Below are 20,326 nucleotides of genomic sequence, written 5' to 3'. Positions count from 1 at the left end.
CACCGACCATGTCGAACCAGGACACTTTCCCTGACCAGCCGAACGAGCCGGCCGCCTCCGTGTCGCGTCGCGGCTTCCTGAAACTCGCCGGCGTCTCCAGCCTCGCCACCGCTGCCGGCGGACTCGCGGCCGCCCGCGCCACCACGTCGAATCCGGACGGCACGCCCGAACAGGTTCACCTGACGTGGGGCAACGACCCGACGTCCGAAGTCGTGATCTCGTGGGCATCGCTCGCCCCCGCCGTCAATCCGCGCGCGCGCATCGTCGCCGACGGCGAGCCGGCGCGCACCGTGCACGGCGTCCAGCGCCTGTACACCGACGGCCTGAACGGCGAGACCGTGTTCGCGTACCACGCGCGCGTGCACGGGCTGAAGCCGGATACGCGCTACCGCTACGAGATCACGGCCGACAACGACAGCAACGCCGCGCAGCCGTTCTCCGCGAATTTCTCGACCGCGCCGCACGGCCGGGCGCCGTTTCGTTTCACGAGCTACGGCGATCTCGCGACGCCGAACGGCGCGTGGGTGCTGTCGTCGCCGCAGAGCCGCTTCGCGGTGCAGGCCGTCGAACAGTTCCAGCCGCTGTTCCACCTGCTGAACGGCGACCTCTGCTACGCGAACCTGAACCCGGCGCACCAGCCCGAGGTGTGGCGCGATTTCGGCAACAACAACCAGACGTCGGCCGCGAACCGCCCGTGGATGCCGTGCCCCGGCAATCACGAGATCGAATTCAACAACGGTCCGCAAGGGCTCGACTCGTACCTCGCACGCTATACGCTGCCGGAGAACGGCACGCATTTCCCGGGCCGCTGGTACAGCTTCCGCGTGAGCTCGGTGCTGTTCGTGTCGCTCGACGCCGACGACGTCGTGTACCAGGACGCCGCCGCGTTCGTCGGCGGCCCGGCGCCGCTCGTGCCGGCCGCGAGCACCGGCCGCCCGCCGATCGAGCCCGGCACGTCGTTCTACGTGCGCGGCTACAGCAACGGCGAGCAGACGCGCTGGCTCGAACGCACGCTACGTCATGCCGCGCATGACGACGACATCGACTGGATCGTCGTGCAGATGCATCAGGACGCGCTCAGTTCGTCGAAAACCGGCAACGGGTCCGACAAGGGCATTCGCGAAGCGTGGCTGCCGCTGTTCGATCGTTACGGCGTCGACCTCGTGCTGTGCGGCCACGATCACGACTACGAGCGCAGCTACCCGGTGCGCGGCTGCAATCACCGCGCGGGCATCGATGCGAAAACCGGCGAGGTGGTCGAAACGCTGCAGCCGCGCCCGGTCGGCTCGAACGACCCGGACCGCACGAAGTTCGACACGAGCCACGGCACGATCCACCTGATCCTCGGCGGCGGCGGCACCAGCGCGCCGCTCGACGTGTACGGCGAGAACCCGTCGACCGGCTTTGCGCAGGCGAAGGTGTTCACGAAGCCGAACCGGCCGGTGCCGGGCACCGCGCCGAACACGTTCGTGCGTCAGCCGGCCGATGCGCTCGAGGACGCGATCTGGTCCGCGCGCCGCGATACTGGCACCGGCTACGGGATCGCGGTGTTCGATCACGATCCAGGCAAGCCGGGCGGCCACACGACGATCACGATGCGCTACTACCACGCGCCGGGCGCCGACCAGCATCCGACCGCGCAGTACGAACTGTTCGAGACGATCGAGTTGAGCAAGAAGCGGCACGAGCGGTGATCGACGCATCGGGCGCCCGCTGCGACGAGCGCCCGATGCGCGGCCGTCCACGGACGGAACGCGCGGCGCGGGTTAGACTGCCCGCGTCGCACGCCGGCCCATGCAGATGAGTTTCGAATACCGCATTCACACGCCCCCTACGGCCGACGCATTCGACGCCATCGCGAATGTGCTGCGGCAAGCACATCGCAACATCGACGTCGATCCACGCGAACGACGGCTCGACATTCGCGATGCGGCCCGCGGCCCGCGGCTGGCCGCTGATCGATCCGTCGACCGAAGCAGCCGGTTTCCGCCTTGTCACGACGCTGGGCCCGGCGCGAAACGCGATGCTCGACGAGGTCGGACGTGCGCTGTCGGAAATCGACGCACCTTGGCGTATCGACGACGCGTGATCGGCGCGCGCGACTGAATCGACCGTACACGCCAGTCCGGCCGCATCGCTCCAACGGCCGCGTCCCCGTAAAATGCGCGTTTCCGGCGAAATCTTCTCGTTGTATCGCGGCTCGTGCCCACGGCACGCGCGAGCCGAGCCGAGCCGAATCATCCGAAATCGAACTGGCATGTTGAAACACGTAGCAAGCATGAAACGCAAGAACAAGGCAACGCTCGTCGGGCTCGGCGCGGTACTGTTATGGGCGTCGGTGGTCGCGCTCGTGCGCGGGGTCAGCGAAAGCCTCGGCGCGACCGGCGGCGCGGCGATGATCTATACGGTGGCGTCCGTTCTGCTGCTGTTCTCGATCGGCTTCCCTGACCTGAGCCGCTTCCCGAAAAACTATCTGCTCTGGGGCGGGCTGCTGTTCGTGTCGTACGAGCTGTGCCTGGCGCTATCGATCGGCTATGCGAGCAACGGTCGGCAAGCGATCGAAGTCGCGATGGTCAACTATCTGTGGCCGAGCCTTACGCTGGTCGCCGCCATCGTATTCAACCGACAGCGCGCGAACCTGCTGGTCGTGCCGGGCGTCCTGCTGTCGATGCTCGGCATCTGCTGGGTGCTCGGCGGCGACCAGGGGCTCGATCCGGCCGGCATGCTGCGCAACGTCGCGAGCAATCCGCTGAGCTACGGCCTGGCGTTGTTCGGTGCGCTGATCTGGGCCGCCTATTGCACGGTGACCGCGCGCATCGCCGACGGCAAGAACGGCGTCACGCCGTTCTTCATGCTGGTCGCCGCGGTGCTCTGGATCAAGTTCGCGATCGAAGGTGGCGGCGGCATGACGTTCAGTTTTCGCGCGGCCGTGTATCTCGTGCTGGCGGCGTCGGCGCTCGGCTTCGGCTATGCAGCCTGGAACACCGGCATCATGCACGGCAACGTGACGGTCATCGTCGGCGCGTCGTACTTCACGCCGGTACTCGCCGCCGCCCTCGCCGCCACGCTGCTGCATGCGCCGCTGTCGATCGAATTCTGGCAAGGCGCATCGATGGTGTGCGGCGGCTCGATCCTGTGCTGGCTCGCGACGCGCATCCGGCGTCGTGATGAGGCCGAGCCCGTGCCGATCGGCACGGAGGCCGAGGGTAACTGTCACGGGTAACGATGCCCGGCGCCGTCTAGGGAAGGTCCGAACGCAGCGGTCGGCCAGGCCCCGAACCGCGGCCGCCGCGTGCTACCTTTGCGATTCCAGCGCGATCCGCACGGCCAGCCCGGCCAGCACCGTCCCCATCAACCAGCGCTGAACCGCCGCCCACAGCGGCCGCCCGGCGAGAAAGCCCGCGATCGAACCGGCCGCACAGGCGATCAGCGCGTTGACGCTGACGCTCACCGCGATCTGCACGCCGCCGAGCGCCAGCGACTGCGCGAGCACGCTGCCGTGCCCCGGCACGACGAACTGCGGCAGCAACGACAGATACATCACCGCGATCTTCGGGTTCGCAAGGTTCGTGACGAAGCCCATCGTGAACAGCCTGACGCGGCTGTCGTGCGGCAACTGCCGGACCTGGAACGCGGAGCGCCCGCCCGGCTTCAGCGCCTGCCACGCCAGGTACGCCAGATACAGCGCGCCGGCAAAGCGCAGCGCATCGTATGCGTACGGCACGGTCATCACCAGCGCGGTGATGCCCACTGCCGCGCACACCATGTAGAACACGAATCCCAGTGCGACACCGCCGAGCGATATCAGCCCGGCGCGGCGGCCCTGGCAGATCGAGCGTGAAACCAGATAGATCATGTTCGGTCCGGGCGTCAGCACCATGCCGAGCGACACGAGTCCGAACGCAAACAGGGTAGGCAAGGCCGGCACGGCACGCTCCTTCATGGCAACGACAACGATGTCCGAACAATATATTGCATGTCGATCATCATTGGCATGAATAAACTGCAAGCGCCCCATGAGCGCCGTGCATCGTGCCTACCGGTTGCTACTTGCTCTTTTTTTCGCGGGCGTCCGGGTCGTCTTTCCCGCCTTCGCACGTTGCGCATCGACGAGCCGCACGAACTCGTCCGCGACCGCGTTGCCCGCGGTGTTCCACGCCAGTCGCACGGAGCGATGCAGCCGCGGCGACAATTCCAGCACACGGCCGCCGAACGGCGTGTACGTGAGCGTGATGCGCGGCACGATCGACACGCCCATGCCGGCCTCCGCCATCGACAGGATGGTGCGCATCTCGACGACGTTGAACGCGGCCCGAAGCGGCGCGCCGCCGCGTGCGAAGTAATCCGTGATCACCGGCCCGCACCCCGCCTTCGAGAAGATGAACGGCGCCGCGGCCAACTGCCTGGGCGACACGCTCCTGCGCCCTGCGAACATGTCGCCGGCCGCTACCGCGACAAAATCCTCGTCGAGGAGCGGCAGGTTGTGCGTGAACGTCTTCGTGCCGGCGACCACGCCGACGTCGGCCGTCCCGTCGTCGATCCACCCTTCGACTTCGCTGTCCGTACCTTCGAGCAGCACTGCCGACACGCCCTGGTGCGTTTCCTTCAACGCCTCGAGCGCGGGAACGACGAACGCCAGCGACACGCTCGGCAGCGACGCGACCACCAGCTTCCCTTCAAGCTTGCCGCGCGACAGGCTGAACTGCTGGCGCAGCATCTGCGCTTCCCGCACCACGCTCTGGACATACGGCCACAGGCGTTCGCCGGCCGCCGTCAGGACGACCGGCTGCCGATCGCGCGAGAGCAGCTTGACCTGCGTGATGTCTTCCAGCTCCGTCAACGCGTGACTGATCGCGGATTGACTGCGGCTGAGCCGGTCTGCCGCGGCCGTCAGCGAGCCGAGTTCGACCACGGCGGCCAGGGCCTGCAACTGGGCAAGCGTCATCGGGTTTCCTTGTTCTCGGGTATGCATGCCACGCATGAAGTGGCTTATCGACTTGAATTATATTGAACTGCCGGCGCTTACCGGCATGTGGCTGGTTCGTCCGCTGCGGGACACGATATCGCCCGGGATTTTCAGAATGGTCGCCCTCCTGTTCGTGCTCGCCGTAGCGTCGCGGATGATCTGGAAGTCGGGCGCATTTCGGCACGGCGGATCGTCTGCCGCCCGGACGGGCAGCGTGCACGCAATCAAGCCATCGATCGCGCATGGGTTCTGAAAGCTGCAACGCGTAGTATTCGCGGACCGGCGTATCGCTCCGACCCGCTCCGGCCGACAGCGCGAACGATACGCGAACGATACGCGACCGGCTTTGCTGCGCGTACGCTGATGCCGACATCGGCGTTGCCACGTTTTCAGAGACACGAAATGGAAACCTATGTGTTATTGGGCTGCGGATTGGGCCTTGGCTTGCTGATCGCGATCTGGGGCATCTGGTCGCTCCGATGACGCGCGCCGGCCCCGTCCGCGCGCAAGGATTCCGTATGGAGACGGACAGGAAACCGTCGTGTCGGTGAACGATTCCATTCGACTTGATTCGCAGTCCGATTCAGCCTGCCATCGCCCGCCCCTGAACCGTCGGTCGCCGCTGCCGCCCGGCGCGCGACACGTCCGACACCGCGCCCAGCTCCATTCCCGAAGACGCGTTAGACTATTCGGATGGAACAATGCCGTTATTGCCAGAGAATCCGCGATGAATGGGATTGCCACGGCGACGAGTGCCGCCGGGCAATCGCCAAGGCACTGCGCCGCCAGCGTGCGGGCCTGCCGATGGTGCCCGATCGCATTCGCAACGAGTTGCCGTCCGGCGCGCCGACCCAGCAGGTGATCGCGGTCCTGTCGCGTCAGCGGCTGCGCGCGCGCCGCGGCAACGAGGAACGCCGGGAGCGCAAGGAAATCGACGACGACGGGGTCTGATCCAGCCACCCTGCCGTCTGGCGGTCGCGCTGCACGAGGTTCATCGATCCTTGCCGCGGGGCGTCGCCCGTGCGCGCCCCTTCCGTTCAAGCCTGCCGCTGTCCCTTGCAATCCCGGCAATACCGCATGGGGACGGAAGACGTTTGTCTCGAAATTATTACCTCGAGCGCAACGATCTTTCACTCAAACCCACGTTTACCCTAGATCACGCGACGCCTACGATGTAATCAACCGCTTACGACATGGTGTCGAACGCGGAAAGCCAAATAAACATCGGAGGTCATCATGAAATCGCTCGTTTCCGCAGTCGCCGCCGCAGTCGCCCTGTCCGCCTCGTTCGGCGCATTCGCACAAAGCACCGTGACGCGCGCCCAGGTGCGCGAGGAACTGGTCCAGCTCGAAAACGCCGGCTACAAGCCCAGCCAGTCGAGCCCGCATTACCCCGCCGACATCCAGGCTGCGCAAGCCCGCGTGCAGGGCGTCGACAACAGCGGCTCCGGCTCGCAACCGGCGGCGACCGTCGAGAGCGGCGCACCGGTCGTCCGCGCGCAGAACCCGCGCGACTCGGTCTACTTCGGCCACTAAGCCTGCCACCGCGCGCGCCGCGCATGCGGCCCGCGGAGGCGCCGAGCCCGTCCCGCGACGGGCTCGTCGCGTTTGGGACCGCCGTCAGCGCCTGCCGCCCGAGGCGACGCGACCGGTTTCGTCCGGCGCGCCGCCGCGCACGAGATCCTGATAGCGCACGCACACGCACTGCGCGGACGCCTTCGCCGCGTACATCGCCGCATCGGCCTTGACGAGCAACTCCTCGGCCGACGCGCCATCCGCCGGAAACTCGCTGACACCGATGCTCGCGCCGACGGCCATGCGCCCTTCGTCGAACTCGAGTTCCTCGGCCATCACGATCTGGATGCGCGACGCGACATCGCCGATCACCGCGGGTGAACGCACGTCCGAAATCAGCACGATGAATTCGTCGCCGCCGAGCCGTGCCACCATGTCGCCGCCGCGCAGCACCTGGCTCAGCCGCTTCGCGACCGCGACGAGCGTGCGGTCGCCCGCCGAGTGTCCGTGCTGGTCATTGATCTGCTTGAAGCGGTCGAGATCGACGAACATCACCGCCAGCCCCTCGCGCACCGCGGCCGCATGCCGGATCGCGGCCTCGAGATGCTCCATGAACAGCAGGCGGTTCGGCAGGCCGGTCAGCGGGTCGTGACCGGCGAGGTGCGTCAGCTCCAGTTGCTTCGCGCGCAGCATCGCCATCTGCGTGCGGATCTCGACGCGCATGCTGTCGAAACAGCGTGCGAGCACGCCGATCTCGTCGGCCCGCTCGACCGGCAGCCGCTCGGTGGCCGGATCGTCGAACACGTGTGTCGCGGCGCGCGCGAGGGTCTGCAACGGCCGCGTGATCGCACGTGCGAACAGGATCGCGAGAATCACCGCAAGCACGCTCGATACGAGCACCATCCTGACGATTCGTTCGCCCAGCATGCCGGCCGGCGCGAGCACGTCGGCCAGCGGGCGAGCCATCCCGAGCACGACGAAGCGGTTGCCCTCGTCCTGCCCGAACGGCGTGCGCACGAACGCGAACATCTGGCCCGGCGCTTCGTCGGGCTGCGCGAGTCCATTGAGCGTCACGTTCGTGCGCGCGCTGTCGAACAGCGCGCGCGTGACGGCAAAGCGGTCCTGCATCAGCACGCGCCGGCCGCGATCGAAGCCGAACGTCTGCGCCGGATCGGGATGCACGAGAAAATCGCCCCACTCGTTCGCGAGATAGACCGCATAGTCGTCCGGAAGATCGCGTTCGAGCCGGTCGAACATGCGCGACAGCTCCACGTCGACGACGAGCGCGCCGACCGTCTGGCCGGACGCGTCGACCACCGGCGTGCCCACGCGCAGAATCGGCAGCCCTTCCGCCGCATGCGATCCCGTCTCGTGATTGATCACGATCGGCGACAGATAGATATGGCCGGGCGCCGTCGCGAGCGTGTCGAATACATAGGAAAACTGCCCTTTCTCCTGGAACGCGCTTTCGGGCAGTACGACGATGCCGCGCGCATCGCGATCGAGGCGAATGCGTTCGATCCCGAAATGCCCGCTCGCGATCAGGCGGATCTGCAGGTATTCCGCATGATTGCGCATGAAGCTGTAGTAAACCTGCTCGAGCCGCATGCGTCGCACGGTATCCGGGTTGTCGCCGCCGGCGACGGACGCGGACGACGGCAACTGCGCGAGCACGAGCGCATCGTCGGCCACGTCGGCAAGCGCGGTGGTGAAGCGCTGCCCGAGCAATTGCGTCGACATCAGCAGGCTGTGCTGCGCTTCCTGCACGAGCATCGCGCGGTTGGCGCGATACGCGTAGTAGCCGGTCGTGCCGGCCGCGATCACGCCGATGCACGCGAACAGCACCGACAGCTTCGACGTGAGGCCGAGCCGGATCATTTTCCGAATCGCTCCGGCCGGTCGCCCGACACGATGCGGCTCCACAGCGATTCGCGGCGCGCGATGTCCTCCACGGGCCGAAGCCACACGAGATGCTGGTGCCCCGTATCCAGGCCGCGCGGCGGCTCGAGCGTGTTCGCGAGCCCCTGACGCTCGGTCAGCAGCGCGCCGATCGCCGGTTCGAGCATGTAGTTGATCCACGCGAATGCAAGCTCGGGACGTTGCGCGCCGCGCGTGACGGCCCAGCAGTCGAGCCACGCGAGCGCGCCTTCGTCCGGGATCACGTACCCGACGTCCGCGCCGGCGCGACGCAACTGCTCGACCTGCTGCGTGCCGTAGTTGCCGAACATCAGCGCCGCGCGATGCTGGACGAACAGCGCGGTCGCTTCTTCGGGAAGCGTGTAGTACGTCAGCAGGTTGCGGCGCAGGTCGATCAGCTTGCGGGCCACGGCAAGCGTCTGCGCGGGTGACAGGCGGAACGGATCGGGATAGCCGAGCGCCAGCGCCGTGAACGAGAAGTTGTGCTGCGCGCTGTTGAAGTCGAGCACCTTGCCGCGATAGCGCGGATTCCACAGCTCGCGCATCGAGCGCGGCGCGGCCGGCACCTGCTTGCGGTCGTAGATCAGCCCCATCGACGAATACGTGAACGGGATCGCGTAGGACGCCCCGTCCTGCACGAGGCCGCCGATCGTCGCGAGTTGCTGGAAATTCGGCAACTGCCGCCGCCGGTTCGCGATGCGCGACAAGTCGATCGGCGCAAGGAGGTGTTCATGCGCATAGCGCTGGATCTCGGCCGTGTTCGCGGCCAGCACGTCGTACGGCGGCGGTGACGCGCTGTGCAACCGCGTCCACAGCGCTTCGTCGGAATCGACCAGCGTCACCTCGACACGCACATGAAACTGCGCCTCGAATGCGCTGACGATATCGCTGTCCGCATAACCGGGCCAGGCCAGCACGCGCAGCACGTTGTCGTTGACGGTTTCGGGAGAGGCGGCGACGGCCGGCAGAACGGGCGCCAGTAAGCCAAGCGTCAGCATGACAAGCAGCGTGCGCACGGCGCCGCGGGCGCGCGCACGTGCACCGATTCCCCTGATCAATCGCACCCCGCGTGAATCGCCCGGCTGCATTCGACTGTCCTTTTTCGAGTCGATGCGATATCCCGCAACGAGACCATAAAACGCAGGGGCACGCAATCGGAACAAGCCGCACGTCGCGCCTATTCACGGGCCTCACGACTGACTGAATGCGACCCGATTACACCGGCCGGCGTCGAGCCGCGAGCACACGAACACACGAATACGCGGCGACGCGGCGACGCGAATACGAACGTCAGCGCCAGGCCTGCGTGAATTCCGCGATCACGCGCGACAGGTGAGCGCGCATCGCGTCGCGCGCACCGTCCGCGTCGCGCGCCATGATCGCCGCGAAGATCCGCTGGTGATCCTCCTGCGACGCCTCGCGCAGCGCGGGCGAGTGAAAGTGCTCCTCGATCTTGTCCCACAGCGGATCGGCGCGTGCGCAATCCCACATCGCCGTGACCATGTGCAGCAGCACCGTGTTGCCGGTCGATTCCGCGATGCGCAGGTGGAACTGGCGATCGGCCGCGTCGTATGCGGCCTTGTCGTTCATCTGTTCGCGCATCGTCGTCAGCGAGAAAAACAGGCGGTCGAGATCGGCATCCTTGCGCTCGGTCGCCGCGAGTGCCGCGACTTCCGCCTCGATCAGCCCGCGCGCGCGCAGCGTCTCGATCGGCCCGGGGCCGCGCGGCACTTCGAACGTGACCGGCCGCGCGGCGTCGGCCGCCGACACGTAGATGCCCGAACCGATCCGCACCTCGACGACCCCCTGCACCTCGAGCGCGATGATCGCCTCGCGCACTTGCGTACGGCTCACGCCGAACTGGTCGGCCAGACTGCGCTCCGACGGCAGCCGCGCGCCGGCTTCGAACGCGCCGGCGGCCACCATCGCGTGAATCTGCCGTGCAAGGCCGATATAGGAGCGGTCCGCGGCATCGGTGTCGCGGCTGGCGGGCAGGCTGGAAAGGTCGGTCATCGAAAGGCTCGCAACAGGCTGGCCGGCGCCGCTGCGGCGTCGGATCGACAAAATGGTACACCAATTTGACTGCGCCGCCGGTTCGACCGATCGGCCAGCCTCGCCAGTCCCGTCCGGAAACACGTCGCGGGTCAACGCGCGCCGAACAACTGGTAAACCACTATGCGCCACGACTGGTATACCAATCATAATCCGAACACCGACGACGGCCCGGCACGCCGCCGCCCCGCTCGTCCGACGCATGAACCGCCAGCCAGGAGCCTTTCCAGTGAAGATGTCTTTCCGTTGGTACGGCGAGTCCGATCCGGTCTCGCTGCAATACATCCGCCAGATCCCCGGCGTCACGCATATCGTGTCCGCGATCTACGACGAACCCGTGGGCGAGGTCTGGCCCGCGCACAAGATCGACGCGCTGAAGGCGACGGTCGAGCGCGCCGGCCTGCGGTTCGACGTCGTCGAATCGGTGCCGGTGCACGAGGACATCAAGCTCGGCAAGCCAACCCGCGATCGCCTGATCGACCACTATCGGCAAACGATCCGCCATCTCGGCGCGGCCGGCATCCGCGTCGTCTGCTACAACTTCATGCCCGTGTTCGACTGGACCCGCACCGAGCTGTCGAAGACGCTCGACGACGGCTCGACCTGCCTCGCGTTCAGCACCGACGCGGTCGACCGGATCGATCCGAGCGACGGCATCGCGCTGCCCGGCTGGGATTCGAGCTACCGGCCCGAACAGTTGCAGACGCTGCTCGCCGACTACCGCGACGTCGACGAGAACACGCTGTGGGCCAACCTCGAATACTTCCTGAAGGCGATCATTCCGGTCGCCGAGGAAGCCGGCGTGAAGATGGCGATCCATCCCGACGATCCGCCGCGCCCGATCTTCGGGCTGCCGCGCATCGTGAAGAACCGCGACGATCTCGCGCGGATCGTGCGCATCGTCGACTCGCCCGCGAACGGGCTGACGCTGTGTTCGGGCTCGCTCGGCGCGGGCCCCGAGAACGACGTCGAAGCGCTCGTGCGCGAGTTCGGCGCGATGGGCCGCATCCATTTCGCGCACATCCGCAACGTGAAGGTCGACGCGAACGGCAATTTCGAGGAAACCGCGCATCTGTCGAGCTGCGGCTCGCTCGACATCGCCGCGATCGTGAAGGCCTACCACGACACCGGCTTCACCGGCTACGTGCGCCCCGACCACGGCCGCATGATCTGGGGCGAGACGGGCAAGCCCGGCTACGGCCTGTACGACCGAGCGCTCGGCGCCGTCTACCTGAACGGCCTGTGGGAAGCGCTGGCGAAGTTCGACCGCACCCCGCAAGCGTCGCGGTAATCCGCCCTTCGAGGCGGCCGGCGCAGCGGATCGCCGGTCGCCCGCCACGACATTCCGCGCGGAGACACCGCCATGCCACGCATTCGATGGGCCATGATCCTGATGTGCTTCCTGGCCAACGTCATCAACTTCATCGATCGCGCGAACCTCGCGATCGCGGCGCCCAGCATCCGTGCCGACCTCGGGCTCGACGCGGTCGGCATGGGGCTCGTGCTGAGCGCGTTCTTCTGGACCTATGCGTTCCTGCAGTTACCGGCCGGCTGGTTCATCGACAAGGTCGGCGTACGCGTGAGCCTCGCGCTGGCCGTCGGCTGGTGGTCGGTGTTCACCGTCGCGACTGGCGCCGCGCGGGGCCTCGCGCAACTCGTCGGCGTGCGGCTGATGCTCGGCGTCGGCGAAGCGGCCGCGATCCCGTCGTTCGCGAAGGTCGCGTTCAACTGGTTTCCGCGCAGCGAGCGCGGCCTGGCCAGCAGCATCTTCGACAGCGGCTCGCGCGTCGGCTCCGCGCTGTCGCTGCCGCTCGTCGCGTGGCTGATCTCGCTCGTCGGCTGGCGCGGGTCGTTCGTGATCACGGGCGGCATCGGCATCGTCTGGGCGCTGGCGTGGTGGTTCGTCTATCGCGACCCGGAACGTTATCGCGCGATCGCGCCGGACGCCGTCGATGCGCTGCTCGCGCAACGCGGCGCACCGACGGTTGCGGCCGCAACCGACGGCCCGAAGGTGTCGTGGCTGGACCTGTTCCGCTATCGCACCGTGTGGGGGATGATGATCGGCCTGTTCTGCCTGAACTTCGCGATCTACTTCTTCATCACGTGGTTCCCGAGCTACCTGCTGCAATCGCGCGGCTTCTCGCTCGCGTCGCTCGGCACGTGGGGCATGCTGCCCGCACTGCTCGCGATTCCCGGCGGCTGGCTCGGCGGCTACGTGTCGGACAGCCTGTTCCGCCGTGGCTGGAGCGCCACCGCCGCGCGCAAGACCTGTCTCGTGCTCGGCATGCTGCTGTCGTCGTCGATCGCGCTGTCCGCGTTCGTCGAAAACGTGTGGGCCTGCCTCGGCCTGTTCGCGCTCGCGTATGCCAGCCTGTCGTTCGCCGGCGCCAACGTGTGGACGCTGGTCGGCGAAGTCGCGCCGACGCCCGCGCACGTCGCCTCGCTCGGCGGCATCCAGAACTTCGCGGGCAATCTCGCGGGCATCTTCATCACGACCTTCACCGGCGTGATGCTGTCGATCACGAAAGGCTCGTTCGTGGTGCCGCTCGCGGTGGCCGGCGCGCTGTGCGTGGTCGGTGCGCTGTCGTACCTGTTCGTCGTCGGCAAGATTGAACCGTTGCCGCCGCTGCAGCGCGGCAGCAGCGGGCGGAATGTCGAGCCGAACGCGGCGTGACGCAGCGGGACGGCGCGACCGAAGTGCCCGCTCTTTCCTTTTCGGGCCACGCATCGGACAATGAGCCGCGCCCGCCGGGCGCGGTGCCGCCCCGGCCCGCGTGCGGCGGCGAAGCGCCCCGCCCACGCCGATGAAACGCTACGAGACCCTCGCCCATACGATCGCCGACGACATCCGCAACGGCAACCTCGCCGTCGGCACACGTCTGCCGTCGCTGCGGCAGATCATCGCGCAACACGGCGTGAGCCAGTCGACGGTGTTTCGCGCGTATTACCTGCTCGAACAGTGGGGGTTGATCCGCGCGCGCGAACGCTCGGGCTACTACGTCGCGCCGGGCGCGCAGCCGGCCACGAGCCCGGCGACGAAACGCCGTACGAGCCGCGCGGGTGCAACGCGCAAGGTGGACATCAGCAACCTCGTGTTCTCCGTGCTCGATGCGGCCACGCAGCCCGGCATCGTGCCGCTCGGTTCCGCATTCCCGGCGCCGCAGCTGTTTCCGCTGCCGCGCCTGGCGAAGTCGCTCGCGCAGGCCACCCGGCTCGTGAGCCCGTGGAGCACGGTGGTCGACCTGCCGCCCGGCAACGAGGCGCTGCGCCAGCAGATCGCGCGGCGCTATCTCGCCACCGGCATCTCGCAGCCGATCGACGAAATCGTCGTCACGAACGGCGCACTCGAAGCGCTGAACCTGTGCCTGATGGCGGTGACGCGGCCCGGCGACGTCGTCGCCGTCGAAGCACCAGGCTTCTATGCGGCGCTGCAGGCGATCGAGCGGCTCGACCTGCGCGCGGTCGAGATTCCCGTCGATTCGCGCACCGGCCTCGATCTCGATGCGCTCGCGAACGCGCTCGACCGGCACGCCATCCGCGCGTGCTGGTTCATGACCAATTTCCAGAATCCGACCGGCGTCACGCTGACCGCCGAAAAGAAGCGCGCGCTCGTCGAATTGCTCGCGGCGCGCAACGTGCCGCTGATCGAGGACGACGTGTACGGCGAACTGCATTTCGGCCCGGACTACCCGCTGCCCACGCGCGCGTTCGACCGTCACGGCCTCGTGATGCACTGCAGTTCGTTCTCGAAGACGCTCGCGCCCGGCTACCGGATCGGCTGGGCCGCCGCCGGCCGGTTCGCGGAGAAGGTGCAGCGGCTCAAGCTGATGACGACGCTGTCGGCCAGCATTCCCGCGCAGGCCGGCATCGCGAACTATCTCGAGCACGGCGGCTACGACCGGCATTTGCGCAAGCTGCGCGGCGCGCTGCACGCGCAGCTCGACCGGATGGACGACGCGCTGCGGCGCTGGCTGCCGGCCGGCGTCGAATGGGTGCGGCCCGAAGGCGGGTATTTCCTGTGGCTCGCGTTTCCCGATGCGATCGACGCGATGGAACTGCATCGCGAGGCGATCGAACGCGGCATCAGCTTCGCGCCGGGCCCGCTGTTTTCGGCCGCGCACGGCTTCGAGCGCTGCGTGCGCGTGAACTTCGGCCATCCGTGGAGCCGCGACATCGAGCGCGCGATCCGCGTGCTCGGCGAACTGGTCGCGCAGCCGTCGGTCCGCAAGGCGGGTTGATCGCGTGCTGAGCGGCTGCATGACCGCGCCGTGCTGCGTGCGTCACGGTCATGCAGCCGCTCCACATGCGGGTTACATTGCAGGTCCTGCCGCCCTCTCCCGATTGCCCATGAGCCCCCTGCCTTACGTCGATCACGACGCGCTGCTGAAACTGACGGCCGAAGCGGCGCACGTCACGCAGCCGTGCACGTGCACGAAGACCTCGCTCGCCGGCTGGACGACCCTGCCGCTGTCGCTGCCGGACACGCAACTGATCGAAGTGGCCACGCTCGCGCCGCCGGGCGATGCCGAACCGACCTACACGGAATATCATCCGGCCGGCACGCGCTATGCATCGGACGACGCACCAATCGCGCCGCGTCATTTCCCGTACAACCGCTGCACGGTCAGCCGCTGCCGCACGTGCGGCCGCCTGTTCCTGCGCTACCAGGAAGGCGGCGGCTACTTCATCGACCAGCGCATCCGCGCGCTCGATCCGGCGCTCGTCGTCGACGCTTGATCGCGTCCACGGGCATGCTCGCGTGCCCGTACGCCTGCCGGCGTCCGCCACCCATCTGCTTGCTGCCCCTGTTTCGTCCCGGTCTGCCGCGTGTCCCGCCGCAGCCCGTTCCGCCGCGCAAGCGCGACGCGGGAACGACCCTGCCGCCGCAGGACGCCGCAACGCAGCCCGGAAAATGAAACGGGCGGCTCGCTGGCCGCCCGTACGATGAACCGGAAGCAAACCGGCCGGCGCCCGCCATCATGCGGACGCCGCCGGCATTCAGCGCGCCGCTGCCGGCTTGCCGAACCCGCCGAGGATCTTCTTCTCGAGCGCGATGTAGTCGCGGCCGAAGTGGTGATCGCCCTGCGTCTTGATCACGTCGGCGCCCGTGTTCGCGAGCGCAGGGCACATCGTGTCCGTCTCTTCCGCGCCATAGAAGCACTGCACGAGCGTCGGCGGCACCTTCGCGATTTCCGGCGCGACCTTCAGCGCCTTGTCGCTCGCGGGCATCCCGAGCCAGCCCGTCACGCGGATCTGGAAATCGGCCGACGGCGCGAAGCCGAGCAGCGACATCACCGCGACCTTGTCGCGCAGGTCGGCCGGCAGCCGGTTGTACGCGAACGGCATCACGTCGGCGCCGAACGAGTAGCCGACCAGCGCCACGCGGCTCGCATGCCAGCGCGCCATGTAGGTGCGTATCACGCGGGCCAGGTCGCGGCTCACCTGGGCGGGCGGCTTCTCGCTCCAGAAATAACGCAGGCTGTCGATGCCGACCACCGACACGCCGTCGCGCTGCAGCGCCTCGGCGATCGTCTTGTCGAGATCGCGCCAGCCGCCGTCGCCCGAGATCACGATCGCGAGCCGGTCGCTGCCGCCCTTGGCCGGCAGCTCGACGAGCGGCAGGTCGGACACGTCGAGCTCGTCGCTGCCGCCGCTGGTATCGCGCAGGTGCGACGTGACGAGCGATACGAGCTTCGCGGTGTCGCCCGCGGCCGCCGTTTCGACGAAGCCCGGCATCGCGCGGCGCACGATCGTCGGATCGGGCGGGCACGGCTTGAAGCGCGAATCGAGCTTCGCGGCCGGACCGACCGCGACGACGCCGGCGATCGTGTTCTCCGGCGCCATCGCGAGGATCTGCTTCGCGATCGCACCGCCCTGGCCCACGCCCGCGACGATCGGCGTGAAATAGCGCGACGACTGCGCGAGACGTTCGAGCTGATGGCTGACCGCCTCGGCGTCGCCGTCGAGGTGATGGCAAGTCTCCTGCTTCGCGGCGAGATTCGCCGCGTAACGCCCGGAATCGACGCCGACCGTCATCGCGCCGGCTTTCGCGAGCGCGTCGGCCGCCTGCTGATCGGCGGCATGCCAGCCGGCCTCACGCGAGAACAGCACGACGAATCCGCGCAGCGGCCCGCTCGGCTTGGTCACGGTCACGGGCCCGTAGCGGCCGCCGGACACGGTTTCGGCTTTCACGTCGGCCGGCTGCGCGGCGCACACGGCGCCGGCCAGCATCATTCCCGCGCAGGCGGCTGCCGCCCGCGCGCTTACCTTCTTCAACATCATGAACGCCGACCTCCAGCCAGCAATGACAGATCCGCCAGCGTGACGAACACGCCGACCGAGCCCGAGGCCGCGAGATAACGCGGCTCCCAGTGCGGTTCGAACTTGCTCTTGAAAGCGCGCAAGCCGCGGAAGTTGTAGAAGCGGCCGCCGAAGCGCCAGACCATCAGGCCGAGCCGGTGGAACGGCGACGGCATCTTCGCCGCCCCCATCCCCGAGAACGGCGCGATGCCCAGGCTCAGCTTGCGGAACCCCGCTTCCTTCAGATGCAGCGCGAGCTGCGTAAACAGATACTCCATCGCGTACGGCGATGCGTCCGGCAGATGGCGCATCACGCCGACCGTCGCCTCGGTGTTGAGGTCGGTCGTCATGAACGTGACGAACGCGATCGGCTTGTCGGCCTGCCGCACCAGCATCACCGATTGCGTCGACAGGTAGCCGTCGTGGAACGCGGCCACCGAGAAACTCTTCTCGCGCGCATCGCGGCTGTCGAGCCAGCCGTCGGAGATGTCGCGCAGCGCCGGCAGCGCGGCCGGCACGTCGCCCGGCGCGATCACCTCGACCGTCAGCGCATCCTTGTCGCCGCGGCGCAGCGCGTAGCGCAGGTGCGAACGGTTCGAACCCTTCAGGTCGAACTGGTCGAGCGCGATATGCGCTTCCTCGCCGAGCTTCATCAGCGTGAGCCCCGCGTCGAGATACAGCGGCAACGCATTCGCGCGCACCTGGTAGAACGCCGCGCGGCCGCTGTGCGCATGCGCGAGCGCGATGAACTTGCTGATCAGCGCCGGCCACTCTTCGCGCGGCCCGACCGGGTCGTGCAGCGCGGCCCACGTGCGGCCGTTCTTCGCGTACATCAGGAACGCACGGCGCGATTCGGAAAACAGGAACGACTTGTCGCCCATCAGCGCGAGGCCCGCGTCGCTGCATTCCTGCGCGCGGATGATCTGCTCCGCGTCGATCAGGTCCTGCTCGGCGGGCTTCACGAAACGGCCGGGCGCCGGACGCAGCAATTGCCACAGCGCGAACAGCGCGACGAATACGCCGGCGGCGAGCGTCGCGCGCAGCGCCCGCGGCGCGCGCGCATCGAACGAGAAATGCGACCACAGATCGCGCGTGTAAGGCACGTCGCGGAACGCGAAGAACAGCACCCAAACGGCCAGTATCAGCACCATCGCCACCGACACGAACCAGCTCACCGTGAAGCGCTCGGCAAGCAGCGACGAATGACGGTTGAAGCGGCGGCGGCTGACGAGCAGCAGCACGAGCAGCGTGCCGAGCACGCCTGCCTCGACGAACGCGAGGCCCTTGGCCAGCGACAGCGCCAGGCTCGCGAGCGTCAAGGCGAAAGTCATCCACCACGCGCCGTCGAGCCGGCGCAGCAGCCCGCGCGCGACGAACAGCAGCGCGACGCCGAGCACGCTGCAGATCACCTGCGAGCCTTCGAGCACCCACAGCGGCACGATGTGGCGCAGGATCGCGATCCGGTGCCAGAACGCGGGCGTCGCGCTCGAGATCACCAGCATCCCGCCGACCGCGAAGGTCACGAGGCTCAGGAACACCGGCGCCAGTTGCGAGACGCGCACGGCCTGCCGCGTCACGAGCCGGCGCCGCAGCGCGCGGCCCTCGAAGCCGGCCAGCAGGCCGGCCGACAGCACGAGCGGCACGCCGAAATAGATCGCCCGATACGCGATCAGCGCGGCGACCATCGCGTGCGCGGGCACTTCGCGGCCCAGCGTGAAGACCATCGCCGCTTCGAACACGCCGATCCCGCCCGGCGTATGGCCGATCATCCCGAGCAGCAACGCGGCCGCATAAACGGTGATGAAGGTGGGGAAGCCGACGGGAGCCGCCGGCAGCAACACCCACAGCGTGAGGCCCGCGGCAACGACGTCGAGCACCGCATAGACGACCTGCGCGACGAGATCGCGCCGCGCCGGCACGTCGAACGACAGCCATTTGAAGCGCGTGACGACCGGGCGCGCGGTGTTGCCGCACAGCACGACCAGCGCGGCGAGCGCGACGAGCAACGCGGCGCCCGTCCACGTGAGCACGCCGGGCACGACGTGCAGCATCGCGGCGAGCGCGTCCGGCACGCAGACCATGCCGACCGCCGTCATCAGCACCATCGCGAGCGCCAGCGTGCCGCTCGTGAACACCGTCATCCGGCCGATCTGGGCGGGCGTGACACCCGACACGCCGTACACGCGCGCGCGCACCGCCCCGCCCGTCAGCGCGCCGAAGCCGGTCGCGTTGCCGAGCGCGGAACCGGCGATCGCGCCGATCCACAGCGCGACGCGCGGCACCCTGGCCGCGACATAACGCAGGCCGACCGCGTCGCGGGCGACGAGCGCGAGATAGCTGAGGGCCGTCGCGGCCAGCGACGCGCCCCACTCGCCGACGGACATGTGACGCAACTGGCGAATCACCGACCGGTAGTCGACGGATTCCGACAGATGCTGGAAAACCACGATCAGCAGCAGGCCGATGCCGAGCGCGAGCAGCGGCGACAGTACGCGTTCGTTGCGGATCAGCGCCCGGGCACGGGCGATCACCGCCTCGGCGCGGCCGGGCGAACCAGGGTGGCGGGAAGACATAACGTGTTCAGTGGTGGTGCATAGCGTGTCGCGGCGCGGGCTGGCCGGGCGGCGACGTATCTGGTTGTTCTGCATGGGCGGCGGCCGAAGACGGGCTCGAGGCGCCTGGATCAGAACTTACGAGTATACGGAACTTATATTACAGAATCTTTCACGTCGCCTTTGTGCGGATTTGTGGTTTCTCGCGCATCAAAACGCATAAAGAAACCGTGCGCCCTACGAACGCAAGGTGCGCATCATACCGGGAACCGGGGTGGTTTTTTCATCGGATGAATGACTTGTGATGCATTTGGGAGGAATCTGCCGCGCCGAGCCCGGCGGGTGAGGATGAAAACGCGATGGCGCGGCGCGTTTCGGAATGGCGGCGGGGTGATTCGGTGCGCCCGTCCCGGCGCACCACGAGTACGGAAATACGCCGCTGCGCGTCACTTCGCCCGCTCATGCTCCCCCAACCCGATCGCCTTGTAGTCATAGGTCGGGTAGAACTCCGTCCGGTACGCACCCCAGGCCGTATCCTCGAGCACGCGATTGACCTCGCGCAGCCGTGACGCCGGCAATCGCAGCACGACGATCTGCCCGATCCCCATCGTCACGGTCCAGCTCACGACCTCGACGCCCGGCGGCGGAAACGCCTTGTAGAAACCCTGCTTCGCGAGTTGCGTGTTCAGCTCGGCGAGCGGGCGCGACTGGTCGTGCTTCAGGAATACGGTCAGCAGCACCGCGTTATCGGGCGTCGCTGCGGCCGAACCTGCCGGCACCGTCGACGTCTGGCCGATGGCCGGCGCGCTGGAAACCGCGGCGGCCGCCAACGCGGCGGCAATCACGAACGTTCGAATCGGAAAATGCGGGAAGACGGTCATCACGCGACTCCATGGCTTCGTGGGAGAGCCGACATCATGCGCCGCCGGAACCATTGCTGCAGCGAGCGGCCGATGCGATTACGACACGCCCGAGCGGCTGGCGCTTCCGGTCGAAGCATTCGTGCGCGCCGAACGGGCGCGCG

General features: G+C 67.8%; 18 protein-coding genes. 10 read left to right on the top strand and 8 right to left on the bottom strand.

Features of this window, described 5'->3' with window-relative positions; all coding sequences use genetic code 11:
- The first annotated feature begins 8 nt into the window (after positions 1–8).
- From HWX07_RS04910 to yddG, 3 genes are all read left to right on the top strand, one after another.
- On the top strand, positions 9–1,694 hold the full coding sequence (locus tag HWX07_RS04910; RefSeq protein ID WP_175875405.1) for a metallophosphoesterase family protein: 1,686 nt from the start codon (positions 9–11) through the stop codon (positions 1,692–1,694).
- Positions 1,695–1,927: 233 nt separating this feature from the next.
- Positions 1,928–2,089 (top strand): hypothetical protein, encoded by a 162-nt coding sequence (locus HWX07_RS36925; RefSeq protein WP_244129921.1) that lies wholly within the window; start codon positions 1,928–1,930, stop codon positions 2,087–2,089.
- A 189-nt stretch (positions 2,090–2,278) separates the two neighbouring features.
- The gene (gene yddG, locus HWX07_RS04900; RefSeq protein WP_175875404.1) at positions 2,279–3,223 is read left to right on the top strand and encodes an aromatic amino acid DMT transporter YddG; all 945 of its coding nucleotides are present in this window, start codon (positions 2,279–2,281) and stop codon (positions 3,221–3,223) included.
- Between the two features lie 72 nt (positions 3,224–3,295).
- Here the strand turns inward: yddG and HWX07_RS04895 are convergent, their stop codons facing one another.
- Positions 3,296–3,928 carry a LysE family translocator gene (locus HWX07_RS04895; RefSeq protein ID WP_175875403.1) on the bottom strand — a complete coding sequence of 211 codons (633 nt, stop codon included), beginning with the start codon at positions 3,926–3,928 and terminating at the stop codon, positions 3,296–3,298.
- A gap of 108 nt (positions 3,929–4,036) precedes the next feature.
- Positions 4,037–4,945: a LysR family transcriptional regulator gene (locus HWX07_RS04890; RefSeq protein ID WP_175875402.1), complete on the bottom strand. Its 909-nt coding sequence runs from the start codon at positions 4,943–4,945 to the stop codon at positions 4,037–4,039.
- Positions 4,946–4,979: 34 nt separating this feature from the next.
- Here HWX07_RS04890 and HWX07_RS04885 point away from each other — a divergent pair, with 34 nt between their 5' ends.
- The 3 genes from HWX07_RS04885 to HWX07_RS04875 all read left to right on the top strand — a co-directional run bounded on the left by HWX07_RS04885 (position 4,980) and on the right by HWX07_RS04875 (position 6,502).
- Positions 4,980–5,219, top strand: a complete 240-nt coding sequence (locus HWX07_RS04885) for a hypothetical protein (protein WP_175875401.1) — start codon at positions 4,980–4,982, stop codon at positions 5,217–5,219.
- A gap of 440 nt (positions 5,220–5,659) precedes the next feature.
- Entirely contained in the window at positions 5,660–5,917 is a 258-nt protein-coding gene (locus HWX07_RS04880; protein ID WP_006478949.1) for a hypothetical protein, read from the top strand.
- A 285-nt stretch (positions 5,918–6,202) separates the two neighbouring features.
- Complete coding sequence (locus tag HWX07_RS04875; protein ID WP_175875400.1) at positions 6,203–6,502, top strand: DUF4148 domain-containing protein; 300 nt, start codon at positions 6,203–6,205, stop codon at positions 6,500–6,502.
- Between the two features lie 84 nt (positions 6,503–6,586).
- Here HWX07_RS04875 and HWX07_RS04870 read toward each other — a convergent pair whose 3' ends face one another.
- From HWX07_RS04870 to HWX07_RS04860, 3 genes are all read right to left on the bottom strand, one after another.
- Positions 6,587–8,359: a diguanylate cyclase gene (locus HWX07_RS04870; RefSeq protein WP_175875399.1), complete on the bottom strand. Its 1,773-nt coding sequence runs from the start codon at positions 8,357–8,359 to the stop codon at positions 6,587–6,589.
- Positions 8,356–9,486 carry an extracellular solute-binding protein gene (locus tag HWX07_RS04865; RefSeq protein ID WP_175875398.1) on the bottom strand — a complete coding sequence of 377 codons (1,131 nt, stop codon included), beginning with the start codon at positions 9,484–9,486 and terminating at the stop codon, positions 8,356–8,358. The genes HWX07_RS04870 and HWX07_RS04865 overlap by 4 nt, the downstream gene beginning before the upstream one ends.
- Positions 9,487–9,688: 202 nt before the next feature.
- Positions 9,689–10,411 carry a FadR/GntR family transcriptional regulator gene (locus HWX07_RS04860; protein ID WP_175875397.1) on the bottom strand — a complete coding sequence of 241 codons (723 nt, stop codon included), beginning with the start codon at positions 10,409–10,411 and terminating at the stop codon, positions 9,689–9,691.
- Between the two features lie 268 nt (positions 10,412–10,679).
- Between HWX07_RS04860 and uxuA the strand changes: the two genes are divergently transcribed.
- The 4 genes from uxuA (at position 10,680) to HWX07_RS04840 (ending at position 15,187) form a co-directional block, all read left to right on the top strand.
- On the top strand, positions 10,680–11,741 hold the full coding sequence (gene uxuA / locus HWX07_RS04855) for a mannonate dehydratase (protein ID WP_175875396.1): 1,062 nt from the start codon (positions 10,680–10,682) through the stop codon (positions 11,739–11,741).
- Positions 11,742–11,813: 72 nt separating this feature from the next.
- Positions 11,814–13,124: an MFS transporter gene (locus HWX07_RS04850; RefSeq protein ID WP_175875395.1), complete on the top strand. Its 1,311-nt coding sequence runs from the start codon at positions 11,814–11,816 to the stop codon at positions 13,122–13,124.
- A gap of 130 nt (positions 13,125–13,254) precedes the next feature.
- Positions 13,255–14,688, top strand: coding sequence for a PLP-dependent aminotransferase family protein (locus HWX07_RS04845; protein ID WP_175875394.1), 1,434 nt, complete (start codon positions 13,255–13,257; stop codon positions 14,686–14,688).
- Positions 14,689–14,797: 109 nt separating this feature from the next.
- Positions 14,798–15,187 (top strand): hypothetical protein, encoded by a 390-nt coding sequence (locus HWX07_RS04840; protein WP_175875393.1) that lies wholly within the window; start codon positions 14,798–14,800, stop codon positions 15,185–15,187.
- A 261-nt stretch (positions 15,188–15,448) separates the two neighbouring features.
- Here HWX07_RS04840 and HWX07_RS04835 read toward each other — a convergent pair whose 3' ends face one another.
- The 3 genes from HWX07_RS04835 to HWX07_RS04825 all read right to left on the bottom strand — a co-directional run bounded on the left by HWX07_RS04835 (position 15,449) and on the right by HWX07_RS04825 (position 20,183).
- Entirely contained in the window at positions 15,449–16,732 is a 1,284-nt protein-coding gene (locus HWX07_RS04835; RefSeq protein ID WP_175875392.1) for a virulence factor family protein, read from the bottom strand.
- Positions 16,729–19,323, bottom strand: a complete 2,595-nt coding sequence (mprF, locus tag HWX07_RS04830) for a bifunctional lysylphosphatidylglycerol flippase/synthetase MprF (protein ID WP_175875391.1) — start codon at positions 19,321–19,323, stop codon at positions 16,729–16,731. The genes HWX07_RS04835 and mprF overlap by 4 nt, the downstream gene beginning before the upstream one ends.
- A gap of 425 nt (positions 19,324–19,748) precedes the next feature.
- Positions 19,749–20,183, bottom strand: a complete 435-nt coding sequence (locus HWX07_RS04825; RefSeq protein WP_175875390.1) for a hypothetical protein — start codon at positions 20,181–20,183, stop codon at positions 19,749–19,751.
- Positions 20,184–20,326: the final 143 nt, after the last annotated feature.

The organism is Burkholderia sp. BCC0097, from assembly GCF_902832985.1.
Taxonomy (GTDB): domain Bacteria; phylum Pseudomonadota; class Gammaproteobacteria; order Burkholderiales; family Burkholderiaceae; genus Burkholderia; species Burkholderia orbicola.
Note: the sequence above shows the minus strand (reverse complement) of the source record. Positions and strands in the feature narration are given on the sequence as shown.

Coding starts and splice junctions, on each gene's coding strand:
- HWX07_RS04910 (WP_175875405.1), top strand. CDS start 9: ATGTCGAACCAGGACACTTTCCCTGACCAGCCGAACGAGCCGGCCGCC.
- HWX07_RS36925 (WP_244129921.1), top strand. CDS start 1,928: ATGCGGCCCGCGGCCCGCGGCTGGCCGCTGATCGATCCGTCGACCGAA.
- yddG (WP_175875404.1), top strand. CDS start 2,279: ATGAAACGCAAGAACAAGGCAACGCTCGTCGGGCTCGGCGCGGTACTG.
- HWX07_RS04890 (WP_175875402.1), bottom strand. CDS start 4,945: ATGACGCTTGCCCAGTTGCAGGCCCTGGCCGCCGTGGTCGAACTCGGC.
- HWX07_RS04885 (WP_175875401.1), top strand. CDS start 4,980: ATGAAGTGGCTTATCGACTTGAATTATATTGAACTGCCGGCGCTTACC.
- HWX07_RS04880 (WP_006478949.1), top strand. CDS start 5,660: ATGGAACAATGCCGTTATTGCCAGAGAATCCGCGATGAATGGGATTGC.
- HWX07_RS04875 (WP_175875400.1), top strand. CDS start 6,203: ATGAAATCGCTCGTTTCCGCAGTCGCCGCCGCAGTCGCCCTGTCCGCC.
- HWX07_RS04870 (WP_175875399.1), bottom strand. CDS start 8,359: ATGATCCGGCTCGGCCTCACGTCGAAGCTGTCGGTGCTGTTCGCGTGC.
- HWX07_RS04865 (WP_175875398.1), bottom strand. CDS start 9,486: ATGCAGCCGGGCGATTCACGCGGGGTGCGATTGATCAGGGGAATCGGT.
- HWX07_RS04860 (WP_175875397.1), bottom strand. CDS start 10,411: ATGACCGACCTTTCCAGCCTGCCCGCCAGCCGCGACACCGATGCCGCG.
- HWX07_RS04850 (WP_175875395.1), top strand. CDS start 11,814: ATGCCACGCATTCGATGGGCCATGATCCTGATGTGCTTCCTGGCCAAC.
- HWX07_RS04845 (WP_175875394.1), top strand. CDS start 13,255: ATGAAACGCTACGAGACCCTCGCCCATACGATCGCCGACGACATCCGC.
- HWX07_RS04840 (WP_175875393.1), top strand. CDS start 14,798: ATGAGCCCCCTGCCTTACGTCGATCACGACGCGCTGCTGAAACTGACG.
- HWX07_RS04835 (WP_175875392.1), bottom strand. CDS start 16,732: ATGATGTTGAAGAAGGTAAGCGCGCGGGCGGCAGCCGCCTGCGCGGGA.
- mprF (WP_175875391.1), bottom strand. CDS start 19,323: ATGTCTTCCCGCCACCCTGGTTCGCCCGGCCGCGCCGAGGCGGTGATC.
- HWX07_RS04825 (WP_175875390.1), bottom strand. CDS start 20,183: ATGACCGTCTTCCCGCATTTTCCGATTCGAACGTTCGTGATTGCCGCC.